Raw genomic sequence first — 19,272 nt, forward strand, 5'->3', positions numbered from 1 at the left:
ACTTGCATGTGTTAAGCACGCCGCCAGCGTTCGTCCTGAGCCAGGATCAAACTCTCCAACAAAAAATGCAGAAACCACAAGATTTCAACACAAAGCCAGAAAACAGAACCTGACCAAATCCAAAAAACTGACATGGTAAAAAATTCATCCAAAACACTCACCAACCCCCCAAAAGGGCCGGCAAGCACAATCTGTCCAAAAATCTCCCACGCCACAAAACAAAAAAATAGTGGCACAAGAAATCCAAAACACACTATCGAGTTCTCAAAGAACACACACCCACCAGAACCAACCCCCACAAACAAGGGCCGAACACCAGCAGACATCTGCAATTATCTGTCAGCCACCCCGTCTCCGGAGCAACCTCACCAGCCTAACACAATCCTCCAGACACCCACCAATCAGTGATCCCTCACAGGGACTCACTGAATAGTCGAAGCTTTCAGACCCGATTCGGCCGACCCCGCACAAGAACACCGCGACCGAAATCGCGGCGATCAGAGTAAGGGGACGTCATCGCGGCCTCGCCGCTCTGACTCCGAATAAGTTACGCAATCGGCGCCCTTGAGGTCAAATCGGCTGGTCAGCGGCCCGCGATCCTTGCTCATCGCGACGATGAGGCCGGTCGACCAGACGGTCGGGCATCGAATCCGCATGAGTCACAGTGACGAAACTGGAGCCGCAGGTTTGCTATGGCGCGGATTGGCGTCGATTCTTCGACCTACTCCTCAGGCGACGCCTCAGAGGTAGAGCGTCCGGTACTTCACACTGCCGGCGATCCTGCCGACGAGGTTCCCGGTGATCCACACCCACTCGCCCCGTCGACTCCGAGACCACGCCCACGGCCAGACCGGACACATCCCCACCACCACGCCGGCGTGCAGAAGCGGCCACCACCACTGCCTGCCCGGAGCCCCGTAGTCTCGGGCCACCCGGGCCTCCTCACGGCCGTAGTCGATCACCTGGTCCCACGATTCGCGTATTCCGGTGCGGTACCGGTAGGCGACCAAAGCGTCACGCGCATAGCCGAACTCGTAGCCGCGCGTCTGCACGCGCCAGCAGAACTCGACGTCACTGCCGGCCGTCGGATAGCTCTCGTCCCATCCGCCGACCGCGTCGAACACTGAGCGACGGACGCCGAGGTTGCATCCGAACGTCATCGGCAGAAAGCGCCCCAGCACAACGGGTTCGGCCGGATCCGGCAAGGCGCGCCATGCTGCGACCACCGGGTCGTTGAGCGTCTCGCGCTCCAACGGTCCGCCGACGATGTCCGCGGAACCGAGGGCCTGGACGATTGCACGCAGCCAGGTGGGATGGACGGCGTCGTCCTGGTCGCAGTACGCGATCAACGGATACCGAGCAGCTCGGGTCCCCACATTGCGTGCGTGGGACGTGCCCGCAGTTCCCGAGGCGTCGACCCAGCGCAGGTCGAGCCGTCCACGCAGTGGGTGGTTCAGTGCGAACCATTCCAGGTCGGCCGAGCCCTCGTTGTCACTCAGGATCACCTCGAACGGCTCCGTGAAGTCCTGGGCGGCAAGGGCCTGCAGCTGGACGTCGAGTTCGGGCAGCCCGCGGTAGCACGCGATGACGACGGAGGCGCCGATAGCGGCACTCATGACGTCTCCTTCCGGTTCGATGACGCGATCTGTGCTCGTATCCGTCCGGCTGTCAGGCCGTCGTCGGCTGCCGCCATCGATCGCAGCACCGACAACAGGTCGTCGACGACGGCGGCGGCGGTCGCGGCGTCCAGGAGCGCAACCGGGTACAGCAGAGTGCCGCGCAGCCCGGCCGGCCGGCCGTCTTCGCGCAGTTCGAGCAGCGTGACCTCGAGTTCGTGCTTGGCCACGACTGCCGCGATCGGTTCCTGCGCCACGGTCACCGTGCCCAGATCGAGTTCCGTCAAGGCAGTATCCGAGACTTCGGCCTGCTGGAGGATGAGCGTCGCCGGGAACACCGGATGACCGGTGGCCCCGCCCGGGCCCCGGGTCACACCGAGGTGGTCGAGCAAATCGGGCACCGTGACGTCCGCGTGCGCGAATCCGTCGACGAGTTGCCCGTGCACGTCGGCGATCATGTCGGCCACCCGGTGATCATCGGACGCGTCGATCCGCATCGGAACATCGTCGGCGAAGTTCCCGATCACGCCGTCGACGGCAGCATGGACTCGATTCGCGTTGGCCGTCGCCAGATGGACCGCGCGGTCGGCTCCGGCTGACGAATCGATCCGTGTGGACAGGACCAGCGCGAATGCCGCCTGCAGCACGGGGAACAAGCCACCGCCTCGACTGCGGGCGAGACGATCGAGCTCTCGGTGCAACTCGGGTTCGACGCTGATCCCGACGGAGTCGCCGCGGGAGTCCCACACCTGTGGTCTGGGCCGGTCGGTCAACAGCTGCGGCCCGGGTAGCGCGTTCTCCCCGAACCTGCTCGTCCAGTGATCGAGCGAACGCCGGAAGTGCTCGGTCCGCGCATCGGGTGCGCCGACGATGCCGGATCGCCAGCGCGCGTAGTCGCGGTACCGCACCGGCGGTGAAGTCAGTTCGGGGGCGATGCCGGTCGCACGCGCGGTGAACGCGGTCAGCACGTCGCGCGCCAGCAGCGGCATGGACCGGCCGTCGAAGATGAGGTGATGAAGCACCAGGAGCAGCACCGCAGTGTTGTTCCCGCTGTCGTCTGCACTCGTGAACAGTCTGGCGCGCAGCGGGATCCGGTCGAGGTGGAGTGGCTCCCAGGCGGCTGCGGAGACCGCGTCGGCGAGCCGGCCTGCGTCCACCTCGACGGGTACCAGCCCGTCGCGAAGCGCGGCGTCCACCTCTGGCATGCCGAGGACCTCCCCCACGGGCAGCAGTCCGTCGTCCTCACCCGATTCCGCCGACCGGTAGCGCGTGCGCAGTGCCTCGTGCGTGTCGAAGACATCGCGAAGTGCAGCGTGCAGCGCCGTGCGGTCGAGCTCGCCGGTGAAGCGCAGGGCGATCGGTACATTCCAGTCGGCGCCCTGCCCGGCTCGGACCGCCTCCCATATCCGGCGCTGCGCCGGAGCGAGCGGGATCGGCCCGTCGTCGTCGATCCGAACCAGTTCGGGAGTCTCTGTCGGCGCCGCACGCTCGATGCGCGCCGCCAGATCTCCGAGGTCGGCCGCGTCGAAGACGGTCCGCACGGGCACAGAGCGGCCCGAGAGCGCCGCCAGCCGGGCCGCGACACGTGTCGCCGTCAGCGAGTTGCCGCCGAGCTCGAAGAAGTCGTCCGACATGCCGACTACCGGCGCCCCGGTCACCTCCGAGACCACCTCGGCGACGGCGCGTTCGACCTCGGACTCGGCAGGCCGGTGGTCGCGCCGACGTCGTTCGGGGCGAGGAAGCCGTGCGCGATCGACCTTTCCGTTGGCGTTGTACGGCAACGCTTCGAGCCGGTGCACGTCGGGTCGCAGGTAGGCGGGAAGCCGGTCCGCCAGCGCGCCGGTCAGGTCCTCGGTGTCCGCATCGCCGGTGACGAAGGCGACCAGCCGCGCGCCGCCGGGACCGTCGACCGCGGTGACAGCGGCGTCGCCGACGCCGGGGCATCGACGCAGCACGGCCTCGATCTCGCCGGGTTCGACCCGGAAGCCGCGGATCTGGAGTTGGAAGTCGGCGCGACCCACGTATTCAAGCTGTCCGCCGCGCGTTCGACGCACGAGATCACCGGTCCGGTACATGCGGCCACCGCCGGCCGGGTCGGCGACGAACGACGCGGCGGTACGCGCCGGGTCGGCGTGATAACCGCGCGCGAGTTGCGGTCCGGCCAGGTACAGTTCGCCGACCACTCCGACCGGCACCGGATGAAGACGCGCGTCGAGCACTCGCGCGCGGACCGTCGGCTGTTCTACTCCGATCGGGATCCGCACACACTCGTTCTCGGTTCCGGGGGCGACCTCGTGCCCGGTGGCACTGACGGCGAATTCCGTCGGCCCGTAGAGGTTGTGCACGTCGGCGGTGCTGCCGGAGGCGCGCAGCCGGGCCACGAGTTCGGGCGGCAATTCTTCGCCGATGCACAGCACCGTGCGCACCGAGCCGGGCAGCTCGCCCGCGTCGAGGATCATGGACAGGGACGAGGGCACAGTCGGGAGGACGCTGACTCGGTGCTGAGCGATCTGCCTGCGCAGCGCGGTCCCGTCACGCTCACTGCCGGGCTCGGCGATCACGATGCGCGCACCCGCCTGCAGCGCCCACCAGTACTCCCACACCGACAGATCGAAACCGGCCGCGGTCCGCAACAGGACGGTGTCGCCGCGTCCCAGTCGATAGCGCTCCTGCATCCACGCCAGCTGGGTGCTCACGGCCGCGTGCGGCACGCTCACTCCCTTCGGGGTGCCCGACGACCCCGACGTGAACAGGACGTATGCCGCCGATTCGGGATGAGGCGCCCGATCGGGACGATCCGCTGCCCGCCACTCGGACGCCGCGTCACCGCACGCGACGTCGGCGAGGTCGGCGACACCGGCGAGGTCGGCGAGGTCGGCGAGGTCCAGATACGCGCGGTCGGCGGCCGGCGACGGCCCCACACCCAGCACCAGTACCGGGTCGGCGACCTCGAGGATCATGGACGCGCGCTGCGGCGCCGACGGATCCACTGGGACGTGGGCGGCGCCGCATGCGACGACCGCGTACATGGCGACCAGTTGATGCAGGCCCCGCGGCGCGGTGATCGCGACACGCTCCTCGCTCCCGACACCGCCCCCGATACCGTGGTCGCGCAGTGCGGCGGCGAGGAGCCCGACACGCTCCGACAGTTCGCCGTAGGTGACCTGTTCGGTACCGTCGACCACCGCGACCGCGTCCGGGTGCTGCTCGGCGCACCGCACGAATCCGTCCACGAGACCGCGGGTCTGCGAGCCGGGGCACGGGTGGTCCGGCGGTGCCGCCGAGCCCGCATCGGGCTCATCGTCGCCGAGCACGGGCAGGTCGCCCACCGGGAGGTCGGGGTCGTCGAGCAATCCGGCCAGGATCCGTACGTACCGCGCGGCGAACTCGGCGGCGGTGGCTTCGTCGAACAGGTCGGTGGCGAAGACCAGTTGGCCGGTCAGGCCGGGTTCGCCGCGTTCGGCCAGGGTGAGGTGAAGATCGAACTCCGCGACGTCGGGACTGTCGTCGACCACGGTCACGTCCAGTCCGGGCAGTTCCATCGACAGGCCACCGATGTTCTGGTACGAGAGCGCCACCTGGAACACCGGATGGTGAGCGACGGATCGGGTGAGGTCGAGCCCGGCGACCACGGTGTCGAACGGGACTCCGGCGTTCGCGAAGGCGTGGAGCGCGGCCTCGCGGCTGATCGCGAGGGCCGCGGCGCCGGTGGCCGCCCCGTGAATGTCGGTGCGGAGTGCGAGCATGTTGACGAACATGCCCACGGCTCCCTGCAGCCGGGCGTGCACCCGGCCGGCGCTCGCCGTGCCGATGACGACGTCGCGGTTGTTCCCCAGCCGGCCGAGCAGGACGGCGAGTGCGGTGTGCGCCACCATGAACACCGTCGCGCGGTTGCGCGCTGCGAAGTCGACCATTCGTGCGTGCAGGGCCGGCTCGACGGCGAACTCCACGCGCGCCCCGCGTCCGCTCGGCCGCACCGGGCGGGGCCGGTCGGTGGGCAGGTCGATCACCGGGGGTGCACCGCGCAGCCGCTCGTGCCAGCTCGCGAGCGCCGCGGCGGCCGTCCCGTCGGGTTCGTTGAGCCAGGAGTGCTGCCAGACTGCGAAATCCGCGAACTGCAGTGGCGTCGGCGCGCAACCCGGCGTGCAATCCACAGCGTTGTCCTGTCCCGTGTCCGAATCGCCGGTGAGCCGGGTCCGGTATTCGGCCGCCAGCTCGCCGGCCAGTGTCGCCACCGACAGTCCATCGGCGCTGATGTGGTGCAGGACGAGAACGAACGTGTGCCGGCCGGTCCCCTCCTCCGCGGACAGCAGCGCCGCGCGGACGGGCGGGCGGGCGGTCACGTCGAATCCACGGCCGGTCACCGACCGCACGGCCTCGTCGATCCGGGTCTCCGGCACCGCCCGAAGTTCCACCTCGAGCCCGTGATCGTGACCCGGCCGAATCAGCTGGCGGGGTCCGTCCGGGGAGTCGGGATACGCGGTGCGCAGTACCTCGTGCCTGCGCACCAGCGCGTCGACCGCGCCCAGGAACGCCGGCACGTTCAGGTCACCGGTCATCCGCAGCACCAGCGGGATGTTCTCGGTGCGCGCGTCGGGGTCGAATCGGTTGAGGAACCACATGCCCTGCTGGGCCGGGGCGAGCGGAATGTGCTCGGGCCGTTCGAGATCGCCCGGGCCGGGACCGGAGACGGGAGAACCGGCGTCGAGCCGGGCGGCGAGACCGGCGACGGTGGGCGCGTCGAAGAGGTCGGCTACAGCCAGTTCCCTGCCCGTGCGTGCCCGCAGCAGCGCGACGGTCTGGGCGGCCATCAGCGAGTTGCCGCCGAGGTCGAAGAAGTGCCCGTCGCGTCCGAGTTCGGTCCGGCCCAACGCCTGTGCGAAGGCTTCCGCCACCATCACTTCGGAGGTTCCGGCCACGGCCACCGGACCGGTGGACGCGAACTCCGGCTCGGGCAGTCGGCGGTGGTCGACCTTTCCCGACGGGGTCAGCGGCAGCTCGGCGAGTTCGACGAATGCGGTGGGCACCGCGTACGACGGCAGGGTGGCGCGCAGGCGGTCTCGCAGTGCGTCGGCGACATCGGCACCGTCGGCCGGCACGACGTATGCGACCAGAGTGGTTCGACCGTCGGGGCCCGGCCTGCCGGCAGCGACCGCGGCGCGAACCTCGGGGCAGCCGTGGAGCGCGGACTCGACCTCGCCCAGTTCAACGCGGTGTCCGCGGATCTTGAGCTGCGCGTCGAGCCGGCCGAGATGCCGCAACTGCCACTGCTCCTCGCCGACGGATGCGGCCGCCACCAGATCGCCGGTCCGGTAGCGCCGCGACCCCGGCGGCCCGTCGGGATCGGCGACGAAGGTGACGGCGGTGAGGCCCGGGCGGCCGTGATAGCCGCGAGCGAGTCCCGGTCCGCTCACGTAGGCCTCGCCCGCGGCGCCGGGCAGCACGGGCCGCAGGTCGGCGCCCAGTACGCGGACGGTGGAGCCGGTGACGGCTTCGCCGATGGGAAGTCCGTCGCGTGTAGCCCGGATCGGCCCGGCGAGCGTGGCCATCACCGTGGTCTCCGTGGGGCCGTAGGCGTTGAAGAACCGCGTGCCGCGACCGATCCAGCGGTCGGCGGTAGCCGTCGAGCACGCGTCGCCGCCGACGATCACGGTGGTCAGCTCGGGCAGTTCCTCGTCGATGGTGTCGAGAACCGCCGGAGTCAGGAAGGCGTGAGTCACGGCCGCTTCGCGAAGGATCGACGAGAGGTCGTCGGCACCGTAGACCGACCGGGGAACGACGACCGCCGTCGCCCCGGCATCGGCCGCGAGCAGCAGTTCCAGGACCGAGGCGTCGAAGCTCGGCGACGCGAAATGCAAGACGCGCGAATGCTTCTCGACACCGTAGCGGCGCTGCTCGGCCACGAACGATGCGATGCCCCGGTGCGTGACGGCGACGGCTTTCGGCCGTCCGGAGGTTCCGGAGGTGTAGATCAGGTACGCGGTCTGGTCCGGGTGGGGCGCGGCGCGCAGTTCGTGACGCCCGAGAGGTGAGACGTCGTATCGGGCGAGTTCGGCCTCGATCGCGGGATCGTCGAGTACGAGTGCACCGCCCAGCGCGGCAACGCCTGCCGCGGTCAGGTCGCGGTCGGCCACCGTGGTCACGATCAGCGCGGCAGTCGAGTCCTCGAGCATGAACGCGACCCGGTCGGCGGGATGACGCGGATCCACCGGGACGAATGCCGCGCCGGTCGCGGCCACCGCGCGGGTGGCGATCACCGACAGATAGGAGCGCGACAGGCACAGCGCCACCGCCGTCTCCGGCCCGGCCCCGCGGGCGATCAACAGACGGGCGAGACGGTTGGTATGCGCGGCGATCTGCTCGGGTTCGTGGTGTCGGAGCCGACCGTCGGCGTCGACGGTGATCATCCGCTGGCCAGGGGTGGTCAGCACGTCGCCGAGGTAGCGGTCGGCCGGAGCCGGTCCGCCGCGGGTGATCTCGGTCAGCGCCGCCCGTTCCGCCGGTGTGGTGAGGTCGATGTCTCCCTGCGCGCCTTCGGTGGCTTCGACCCGCTCACCGGCCATCGCCAGGATGACGCGTTCCCAGCGATTCAGCAGGGTCGCAGCAGTCCTGGCCCGGTACGCCTCTCCCCGATGAACCACGGCCAGCTGCAGACCGCCCGATGCGTCGGGAGTCGCCGTGAACTCGATGTCGAATCGCGCGACGGGCACGTCGACGTGGAGCATGTTCGTGGCGAGCGCTGCGCCCTCGCCGCGGGCGGCCGGATGCGTTCCGTCGACGGTGAGAGTCGCATGGATCAGCGGATGGCTGTCGCGGTGGCGCGGGAGGTCGAGTAGGTCGACTATCTCCTCGATGTCCAGGTCACCGTGGTCGAGGGCGCCGAGCACGGTCTGCTGCGACTGCTCGATGATGTCGCGGACCGAACTCTCCGGCTCGACGGTCGTGCGCAGCGGAACGGTGGTGACGAACATGCCGACGGTCTCAGCGACCCCGGGTGCTTCGCGGCCGGACAGCGGGGTGCCGATGATGACGTCGGTGCCTCCGGCGCTGCGCGCCAGCGCCACGGCCAGAGCCGCGTGCAACACGCTGAACAGCGTGGCGCCGGATCGCTCGGCGAGGGCGGCGAGCGCTTCCCCGGCGGCGGAGTCCACCGCCGCGCGATGCACCCGCGCCACCTCCTCGGGCGCTCCGTCCGGCCGGGGACGAGCGGCGTCCTCGACGTCGGCGAGCCGGTCGCGCCAGTACCTCAGATGCGCGGCGGCGCTGGAGGACGGATCGTCGACCGACCCTCTCCGTGCGGCGCGATGGCGCAGATGATCGGCGTACGAGACGGAGGGAACGTCGAAATCCGGTGCGCCTCCGAGGACTCGGGCACGGTAGGCGGTGGATGTGTCGGCGGCGAGGATCCGCATCGACCACCCGTCGGCGGCCACATGATGCACGGCGAGCACGACCACCGTGTGATCGCCGTCGGGCCGGACCACCACGCGCAGCGGCAGATCGACGGTCAGGTCCATCGCGGCTGCCAATGCCGCGGTCACCGCCGGTTCGCCGGCTGAGTCGGCGTCGGTGCCCGGACCGAGGACCGTCACCAGTGCCTCCGAGCTGTACTCCCCCGGCGCCAGTACCTGCGGGCGGGGCCCGTCGACGCTCTCCGGGTAGACGGTCCGGAGAACCTCGTGCCGGTCGAGGACGTCGGCGATCGCGGCGGTCAGCGCCGGGACGTCGATCCGGCCCGGGATGCGGAGCGGAGCCAGGATCAGGTAGGCGCTGGAGGCGGGATCGATGCGGTTGTGCAACCACATCTGCCGCTGCGCCGCGGCCAGCGGCATCGGATCGCCCGGCTCGCCCGGCTCGGCCTCAGCGGTCGCCTGCGAAGCGTCCCGCTGGTCAGCGAGGGCGGCGAGGGCGGCGGCGGTGCGGTGGTCGAAGACCTCACGCACCGCCAGCCGCGCGCCGAGCCGTTCCCCGACGGCCGCGACCACGCGAGTCGCGGTGAGCGAGTTTCCTCCGTGCTCGAAGAAGTCGTCGTCCACACCGACGCCGTCGCCCAGCAGTTCCCGGAAGATCCCGAGCATCGCCGTCTCTGTCGCGGTGGCGGGTTCCCTGACGGCGTGGTCTCCGCGGACGGGGGTCGCGGGCAACGGCAGCGCCGCCCTGTCGACCTTGCCGCTGGCCGACAGCGGCAGCGCGTCGGTGGTCAGAATGTGGGCGGGCACCATGTGCTCGGGCACCCGATCCGCGAGATGTGCCCGAAGCGTCCGTGCATCGGCTGCGGAGCCCGCGGCGGGGACCACGTGCGCGACCAGCTGCGGTCCGGACCGCGGATCGTCGTAGGGCACCACGACGACGGCCGAGACGTCGGGATGCGCCGCGAGAGCGGCTTCGATCTCACCCGGCTCCACACGCTGTCCGCGCAGTTTGATCTGGAAGTCGCTGCGACCGCAGAACTCCAGTTCCACGTTCTGGCGCCCCACACCGCCTCGCCGCTCGACACCCGCGGCACCGGCAGCAGCCCCCGTGCGCCGCCAGCGCACGAGGTCGCCGGTGCGGTAGAGCCGCTCGCCCGGACCGAACGGTGAGGCCACGAATCGTCCGGCGGTGAGCGCCGGACGGCCGTGGTAGCCGCGGGCGAGCTGGACGCCGCCGAGATAGAGCTCCCCGGTGACGCCGATCGGCACCGGTCGCAACCGGCGGTCGAGGACGTGCACGGTATTGCCCTCGGTGGGGTTGCCGATCGAGACCGGCCGGCCGTCCAGCGAGCCCGGCGTGACGTGCGCTGCCGTCACGTCGACCGCGGCCTCGGTCGGCCCGTACAGGTTGTGCAGTCGGGCTCCGGTCCGCGACAGGACCGCCGCGGCCGATGCGCTGCCGAGAGCCGCACCGCTGGTGAACACGAGCCGCAGCGAGTCGAGACGGGCCCGCGTGCCGCAGGCGAGGAAGACGTCGAGCATCGCGGGCACGAAGTGGATCACCGAGATCCGCTCGGCGTCGATCAGCTCGGCCAGTGCCGACGGCTCACGGTGCAGCCCGGGCTCGGCGAGGACGGTTCGCGCCCCGGCGACGGTGGGCCAGAACAGTTCCCACACCGAGACGTCGAACGTGGTCGGCGTCTTCTGGAGGACCGTGTCGCCGACGGAGATCCGGTAGCGCACCTGCATCCAGTCGAGCCGGTTCACGATCGCCGCGTGCGTGATCGTGACGGCCTTCGGTTCGCCGGTCGATCCCGAGGTGAACAGAACGTACGCCGGATGTGCAGCGCGCAGCCGACCGTTACGGTCCGCGTCGGTGATCTCCTCGTCGGACCGATCGAGATGCAGCAGTCGCGGATCGGTCACCGGTATGCGGCAGCCCGCGGGCAGCCTGGCGGCCGACTCCGGATCGGCGACCACCGCGACCGGCGCGGCGACGTCGAGCATCGCCGCCACACGCGCGGGCGGTTGCGCCGTGTCGATCGGCAGGTAGGCGCCACCGGCGAGGACCGTCGCATGGATCGCGACCAGCATGTCGACGGACCGGTCGACGGCGATCGCCACCGTCCGCTCCGGACCGACGCCCGCGGCGATCAACTCCCGTGCGGTGCGGTTGACGCGGCGGCGGAACTGTCCGGCCGACAGCGCCGCGGTGCCGCCCACCAGGAGCGGCCCGGTGACGGGGCCGCCCGCGCCCGCGAGCAGATCCGCCAGCGTGGCGTCGTTCGCCCGTACGACTGCCGCGGGCGAGGCGGGCGCCGGGTGGTGCTCCGGTGAGAGGATCTCGACGCGGTGCAGCGGCAGGTCCGGCTCGGCCACCAGTGCGCTCAGCACTCGTGCGAACATCCCGGCGAGGGCCGCGACGGTGGTCTCGTCGAACAGTTCGGTCGCGTAGGTCCAGCGGGTGCGCACCGGATGATCGCCCACGCCCGTCGGCGGCACGTCGAGCGTCACATGCAGGTCGAAGCGCGCCAGCGGCACCTCGATCTCGATGGGGACGGCGGTGAGGTCGCCGGTCGTCATCGGCGCCGGAACCGGGTCGCCGAAGGCGAGCATGACCTGGAACAGCGGATGGTGAGCGCCGCCGCGGTCGGGTTCGAAGGCGTCGACGAGCTCGTCGAACGGGACCTTCGACGCAGCGAGCGCGCTCAGGTCCGCGTCGCGGACCAGGTCGACGAAGTCGCGCGCGGGCTGCGTCTCGTCGATGCGGGTCCGCAGCACTGCGGTCTCGACGAACATGCCGACGACCTCGTCGAGAACGGCGGAGCTCCGGCCGGCCACCGGGGTGCCGACGAGGACGTCGTCGGCACCGCTCACCCGCGACAGCACCAGTGCCAGTGCGGCGTGGGCGACGTGGAAGAAGCTCGCTCGCCGTGTCGCCGCGAACGCGCCCGCGGCTGCGGCGAGTCCGGCGTCGAGCACCAGCTCGTGAGTGGCGCCCGCGCGAGTCGGCTGGACCGGGCGGGAGCGGTCGGTCGGGAGTTGCAGCGGTTCCGGCAGATCCGCCAGCATGCGTTCCCACTGACGGAACTGCGCCTCGATGCTCGGGTGCCGATCGGCGGGCGCGGAGCCGCGGGCGTTTCCATCGGTGTCCCCGAGCATCGCGGCCTGCCACAGGGCGAAGTCGGCGTACTGGACCGGAAGCGGGTCCGGCCGGCGACCGGTGTAAGCGGAGAGCAGGTCGGCCGCGAGCACCCGCAGCGACCAGCCGTCCGCGGCGATGTGATGGACCACGGTCACCAGAACGTGCACCGGAGGCCCGCCTGCGGCAGGCTCTCCGGCGGCGCCGGCGGCGACACGCAACAGTCGCATCCGAAGCGGGATCTCTTCGACCAGCGCGAATCCGGCGGAGGCGACCGCGGCGATCCGGTGGTCGAGCGCGTCGGCGGCCACCGTTTCGACCTCCATGGCGTCGAGCCCGGCCCCGGCGAGCGCCGTCGCGGTCGGCAGAATCTCCTGAACGCCGACACCGTCCCGGTCCGGGAACACCGTCCGCAGAGCCTCGTGCCGGTCGATCACCGCGGCGACGGCACGGTGCAGCGCCGCCAGGTCGAGCGGTCCCTCCAGACGCAGTGCGAACGGGAGATTGTAGGCCGCCGAACCCGGATCGATCCGGTCGAGAAGCCACATGCGGCGCTGTGCGCGCGAGAGCGGAATCGGGTCGGGTCGGGAAGCCGTGGTCAGAGTCGGGCGATCGACGGCGACCGCGGCGTCGACCGCCCGCGCCAGATCGGCGATCCGCGGACTGTCGAACACGGTCCGGACGGGGAGCGCCGCTCCCAGATCGTCGGCGATGCGAGCCGACAACCGGGCTGCGAGCAGCGAGTTGCCGCCGAGGTCGAAGAAGTCGTCGGTCATGCCGATCGGGCGATCGGCGGCCGGCTCGCCCAGCAGGTCACCGAGCAGGGCGATCAGCGCGTGTTCGGTCGCCGTCTCCGGGGCCCGGTAGTCGCGGCGCTCGCGTGGCGGCTCCGGCAGCGCCCCGCGGTCGAGTTTGCCGTTGCGGTTGCGCGGCAGGTCGTCGAGCACCACGATCGCGGTCGGCACCAGGTACGCCGGAACCCGCTTGCGGAGTCCGGCCAGGACCGCGGCTACGTCGAGCCGCTCGGAGGACTCCGGCACCGCGTACGCGATGATGCGCTGATCGTGGACCGCCGCGGCAGCCGCGCGCACTCGCTCGTCGAGCACGAGGGCGTGTTCGATCTCCCCGAGTTCGATCCGCTGTCCGCGGATCTTCACCTGGAAGTCGTTGCGGCCGACGTACTCCAGTTCGCCGTCGGCGCTCCGCCGCGCGAGATCGCCGGTGCGGTAGAGCCGGCCGCCGGTGCCCGCCGGATCGGCGACGAATCGGGCCGCGGTGAGGTCGGCCCGCCCCTCGTAGCCCGTGGCGAGCTGGATGCCGCGCAGGTAGATCTCTCCGACCACGCCGGGGTGCACCGGGTGCAGACGACGGTCGAGTACCAGCACCTCGGACCCGTCGACCGCGCCGCCGATCGGAACGGTGACCGCGGCGTCCGACGGCGACCACGTGTGCCGGGTGATGCCGACCGCCGCCTCGGTGGGCCCGTACAGATTCTCGATCCGCGCACCGAGCATCTCGTGCGCACGGCGCGCGGTGGAACCGGTCAGTGCCTCGCCGATGCAGAGCAGGCTCTCGGGCCGGTGGAACGGTTCGCGTGCGTCGTCGAGCGCGTCGAGATGGGCTTCGAGCAGCGACGGGACGAAGTGGACCGCCGTCGGCTCGGTGCGCCGGATCAGGTCGGCGATGTACCGGGGATCGGTGTGGCCGCCGGCGGCGGCCAGGACCAGCCGTGCCCCACTGATCAACGGCCAGAACAGCTCCCACACCGAGAGATCGAAGGTGGCGGGGGTCTTGAGGAGCAGGGTGTCGCCGGGCCCGACGGGGAATGCCGCCGACTTCCATCTCAGCTGCGCCGCGATCGCCCGGTGCGGCACCGAGACGCCTTTCGGGACCCCGGTGGATCCGGAGGTGTAGATCACGTAGGCCGGGTGGTCCGGCAGCAGCGGGAGGGTTCGCTCGGCGTCGAGGATCGGACCGGCGGGCGCCTCGGCGGTGTCCGTGACGTCGAGCACCGGGAGTCCGGACCTCGAGAGCACGGTTCCGGCCCGTGCGCCCGCGACCAGGATCGCCGACGGCGACGCGGACCCGAGGATCAGTTCGACGCGGTGCGACGGCCCGTTCGGGTCGATCGGGACATACGCCGCCCCCGCACCCAGGACGGCCAGGACGGCCTCGACCAGTTCGTACGACCGGTCGACGGCGACCGCCACGCGGTCGCCGGGCCCGACGCCGAGTGCGATGAGCCGCCGCGCCAGCCGCCGCGAACGTTCGGCGAGCGTCCGATAGTCGACGGCCGTGGCGGAATCGGCGCCGTCGGCCCAGAGCGCGACCTCGTCGGCGTACCGCGAGCAGGCCGCGTCGAGCAGTCCGGTGAGGGTGGTCCCGGTGTCTCCAGTGGTCCCGGTGTCCCCGGTCGGCACGGCGACCCGGGCCGCCGGTTGCGGCACGGACTCGACCGCCAGATCGCCCACCGGAGTGGCCGGGCTGTCGAGTGCGGCGTCGAGCAGTGCGATCCACAACGTATGCCATCGCGCGACGGTGCTGTGATCGAAGAGATCCGCGTCGTAGTCCCACTGCACCGCGATGGCGCCCGGGCGGCCGGGCGCGGCGTCGTCGGTCAGGGTCAGGTGCAGATCCGATTTCGCGATGGACGTGTCGGGCTCGGCGATCTCGACGTCGAGTCCGTCGAGGTCGACGCGGGTGGCGGCCATGTTCTGATACGAGAAGCCGACCTGGAACACGGGATGGTAGGCCGCCGAGCGACGCGGTGCGAGCGCGTCGACGACGACGTCGAACGGCAGGTCGGCGTTCTCGAAGGCGCCCAGATCCGTCTCCCGGACCTGCGCGAGCAAACGGTCGAAGCCCTGCTCGGGGCGCACGCGGCAACGCAGTGCCACGGTGCCCGCGAACATGCCCACCAGGCCCGCGAGGTCGCGATGTCCGCGACCGGCCACCGGCGTGCCGACCACGATGTCGTCAGTGCCCGACAGTCTCGCCAACAGCACCGCGAGCGCGGCGTGGTTGACCATGAAGGCGGTGGTCCCGGTGGTCGCCGCGAGCGCTCTGATGCGCTGCACCGATGCCGCCGGGAGCTCGGCGCGCAGCGAAACGCCGCGCCCGCGCGCGACGGCCGGGCGTGGCCGATCGGTCGGCAGTGCGAGGAGTTCCGGCGCTCCTGCCAGCTTGCTGCGCCAGTGGTCGAGCTGACGGGCCGCGGTCGACGCCGAGTCGTCCGGCTCGCCCATCAGGCCGCGGTGCCACGCGGTGTAGTCGCGGTACGTGACCGGCAGGGGCGGCCAGTCGGGCGCCGCACCGCGGCGGCGCGCGCGGTACGCGACGCCCAGGTCGTGGGCGAGCGGAGCCGTCGACGAGCCGTCCAGGACGATGTGGTGAACCACGCACACCAGGACGTGGTCGTCGTCGGCCAGGCGCAACAGCGTCGGCTCCACCGGAACCCGGGACGCGACGTCGAACCCGATCGCGCACGCCTGCGCGATGCGCTCGTCGAGACGGTCGGCGTCCACCGGTTCCGGCAAGAGCGCACGCCGCGGCGGGTCGGAGAGCACCAGCTGGATCGGCCCGGCCGGGCTGTCGGGGTAGTACGTGCGCAGCGGTTCGTGACGCTCCACCACATCGGCGAAGGCGGACTCGAGCGCTGCCGCGTCCAGTGCGCCGCGCAGACGGAGGGTGAGCGGGATGTTGAATACCGCGGAGCCGGTGTCGAGCTGATTGACCACCCACATGCGCCGCTGCTGCGGCGAGACCGGGATCCGGTCGTCACCGGAGACCGTCGGACGCAGTTCGGGAACCGGCCGGTTCAGGGGATCGTCCAGTCGCTCTGCGAGCGCCGACACGGTGGGCGCTTCGAAGATCCAGCGGACCGGCACCTGTGCGGCGAAGCGGACTCCGAGGTCGGCCGCGAGACGGGTCGCCGACAGCGAATCGCCGCCGAGCGCGAAGAAGTCGTCGTCCGCGCCGGGAGCGGCGACGCCGAGGCAGTCGGCGAAGGCCTCCGCGACCGACTGCTCCGAGGTGGTCCGCGGCGCCCGGTAAGCGGCTCGGGTCACCTCCGGGACCGGCAGCGCCGCCCGGTCGATCTTGCCCGAGGCCGTGAGCGGCATGGTCTCGACACGCATCAGGGCGGCGGGCACCGCATGGGCGGGCAGTACCGTGCGCAGATGCCCGATCACGGCTGCGGCGTCCGCGGCCCCGGCGTAGTAGCCGGCGAGGGCCGGCCGGCCGGAGGGCGTGGTCGCGAGCGCGGCCGCCGCCGCGTCCACCCCGGGCACCGCCGCGAGTGCCGCCTCGATCTCACCGAGTTCGACGCGGAAACCGCGGATCTTGATCTGGTGATCGGCGCGTCCGCGATACTCCAGCGCACCGTCGGCGCGCCAGCGCGCCAGATCGCCGGTGCGGTACAGGCGCGCGCCCGGGGCACCGAACGGATCGGCGACGAAACGTTGAGCGGTTCTCGCCGGTGACCGGTGGTAGCCGCGGGCGACCCCGACGCCCCCGACGTAGAGTTCGCCCGTCGCTCCGACCGGCACCGGCGCCAGACGACGGTCGAGCACCACCGCGTGGGTACCGGTGATCGGCGTGCCGATGGGTACGTCCGCGCCCGGCACGAGCGGGCCGGCGACGGTCGCCATGATGGTCGACTCGGTGGGCCCGTACGCGTTGAACATCGACCGGCCCGGCGCCCAGCGCGCCACCAGATCCGCGGTGCACGCCTCACCGCCGACGACGACGGTCCGCAGATCGGTCAGTGCGTCCTCGGGCACCGAGGCGAGCGCCGCGGGAGTCAGAAAGGCGTGGCAGATCCGTTCGCGGCGCAGCAGTTCGGCGAGCTCACGACCGCCGTAGAGCCCACCCGGCGCCACCACCGCAGTGGCGCCGGAGGCCAGCGCGAGCAGCAGTTCCAGAATCGATGCGTCGAAGCTCAGCGACGCGAACTGCAGGACCCGGTCTCCCGGCCGGACGCCGTGGCGTCGACGCTGCTCGGCGACGAAAGCGGCGCCGCCGAGGTGGGTCACCACCACGCCCTTCGGCCTGCCGGTGGAACCCGACGTGTAGATCAGGTACGCCGCGTCGTCCACTCGCAGCGGACGCGGGCGGTCGGCGTCGGTGACCGGTTCGTCGGGCATCGCGTCGAGACTCGCCAGCACCCGTGGATCGTCGAGACGAACCCAGTCGGTTCGCCCGGCGGCCGTGGGTACCACCGTTCCCGGCCCGGCGATCCCGAGAGCGGCACCGCTGTCGTCGAGCAGGTACGCGATCCGCTCAGCGGGCAATGCGGTGTCGATCGGGACGAACGCCCCGCCGGCGACGAGCACCGCGAGCTCGGCGACGACGGCGTCTGCGCCGCGCGTACCCAGCACTGCGACCACCGCGCCGGGCCCGGCTCCGCGTCCGATGAGCAGTCGGGCCAGCCGGTTGATCCGGCGCCAGAGTTCGCGGTGGGTCCACTCGACGCCGGCGGCGCGGAGTGCGGGCTCGTCTGCGTGGGGTCGCGCCGCCGCGGTCAGGATGTCGGGCAGCAGCCGTGCGGTCGGCGCCGCCGGGCCGCGCGCGGGCACCAGCGCCGCCCGTTCGTCGGCCGACAGGGCCCGCAGGGACGCCACCGCGGTGTCGGGTGCCGCACCGACGATCTCGTCGAGCAAGTGGAGGAACCGCCGGCGATGTCGCTGCAACACGGTGTCCGGATACGCGGAGGCGGCCCCCTCCAGATCGATCCGAAGGTCGTCGCCGTCGCCGTAGACGGTGAAGGCCAGATCCTGGATGGGGCCGGTGCTCAGAATCCGGCTGCGGCCGAGACACTCGCCCAGCCGCACCTCGTCACGGAACATCATCACGTTGATCGCGGGTCCGAAGAACGAGCGGCCGACCGCGGACTCGTCCTGCTGCTGCGCGCGGTCGCGCATCATGTCCTCGAAGCGGTACCGCTGATGCCGGAGGGCACCGCCGAACTCCGCGGTGACGGCCCGAACCAGGTCGGCGACGGTGGTGTCGCCGTCGACCGTGGCCCGGATCGGCACCACGTTGGAGACCATTCCGCCCGAGCGCCGCAGCAGGGCGTTGGTACGAGCCGACACCGGAAGGCTGAGCACCACGTCGTCAGTGCCGGCCATCTGGGCGAGATAGGCGGCGGCCGCCGCCGCGACCACTGCCGCGACTGTGCTCGTGTGCTCGTCGGCGAACCGGGAGATCGCCGCCGCGGCGGCCGCGTCCACCTCACCGCCCGCGACGCGGGACATCCCGCCCGCGGCGCTGGAGGTGTCGGCCAGCCGGATCGGGTCGGGCAGGTCGTCGAGCCGTTTCGCCCAATGCGCGCGGTCGCGTTCGAAGCGAGTGGAGGACCGGTACTTCTCATCGTCGGCGACGAGGTCGGCGAGCGTTCCGGCCCGTGTCGGGGATACCTCTTCGCCTGCGGCCAACGCCGAATACACCTCCGCGACGCGCTGTGTGAGCGCCGCGGCGCCGTAGCCGTCGAGCAGGATGTGATGCACCCGCATGTACCAGAAGTAGCGCCGGTCGCCGACGCGGAGGGTCACCGATTCGATCAGTCGGTCGGAGAACAGGTCGACGGGGGCCCGGAACTCGGCGTCCATCCACGCGCGGGCGGCCGCTTCCGGGTCCGGGCGGTCGCGGAAGTCGAGATGGCTCATCTCGTCGGGCGCGTCGTCGTCCCACCGCTGCGACGGGGCGTCTCCGGGGCGCTCAGCGGGAACGAGGCGGATCATCGTGACGCCGAACTCTCGCACCACTCGCCGCCCGGCCCGGGTCAGCAGGTCGAGGTCCAGCTCGCCGGTGACGTCGACGAACTGGGCGATCGATATCGGGGTGGTCGGGTCGAGTTGCTGGGAGAACCAGATACTGCGCTGCGCCGACGAGAGCGGGACGATCAAATCGTCGGATGCGGGTGCGTCGCGTACCGCGGCGCGCATGTCGTCAAGCGTCACTGTTCAATCTGCTTCTTCTCGGGTCCGACGGTGGTCGGGTATCGTCCGGGGTCCGGACGATCGTCCATATTTAGCGCAGGCTAACCTGCTTAGTGGAGGCTAACCTTAACACCGGTCGAGGACGATGACGCGCCCGGTACGTT

General features: G+C 71.1%; 2 protein-coding genes and 1 rRNA gene. All 3 read right to left on the reverse strand.

Annotated features, from left to right (window positions below; translation table 11 throughout):
- Positions 1–62: ribosomal RNA gene (locus ABFX36_RS00005) — 16S ribosomal RNA — on the reverse strand; the annotation flags it as partial.
- Positions 63–740: 678 nt separating this feature from the next.
- Positions 741–1,616 (reverse strand): glycosyltransferase family 2 protein, encoded by an 876-nt coding sequence (locus tag ABFX36_RS00010; RefSeq protein WP_346074643.1) that lies wholly within the window; start codon positions 1,614–1,616, stop codon positions 741–743.
- The gene (locus ABFX36_RS00015) at positions 1,613–19,129 is read right to left on the reverse strand and encodes an amino acid adenylation domain-containing protein (protein ID WP_346074644.1); all 17,517 of its coding nucleotides are present in this window, start codon (positions 19,127–19,129) and stop codon (positions 1,613–1,615) included. The genes ABFX36_RS00010 and ABFX36_RS00015 overlap by 4 nt, the downstream gene beginning before the upstream one ends.
- Between the last annotated feature and the right edge of the window lie 143 nt (positions 19,130–19,272).

The organism is Gordonia cholesterolivorans (assembly GCF_039531975.1).
GTDB lineage: Bacteria > Actinomycetota > Actinomycetes > Mycobacteriales > Mycobacteriaceae > Gordonia > Gordonia sihwensis.

Excerpts from the sequence above, each read along its gene's own strand:
- ABFX36_RS00010 (WP_346074643.1), bottom strand. The coding sequence starts at position 1,616 with ATGAGTGCCGCTATCGGCGCCTCCGTCGTCATCGCGTGCTACCGCGGG.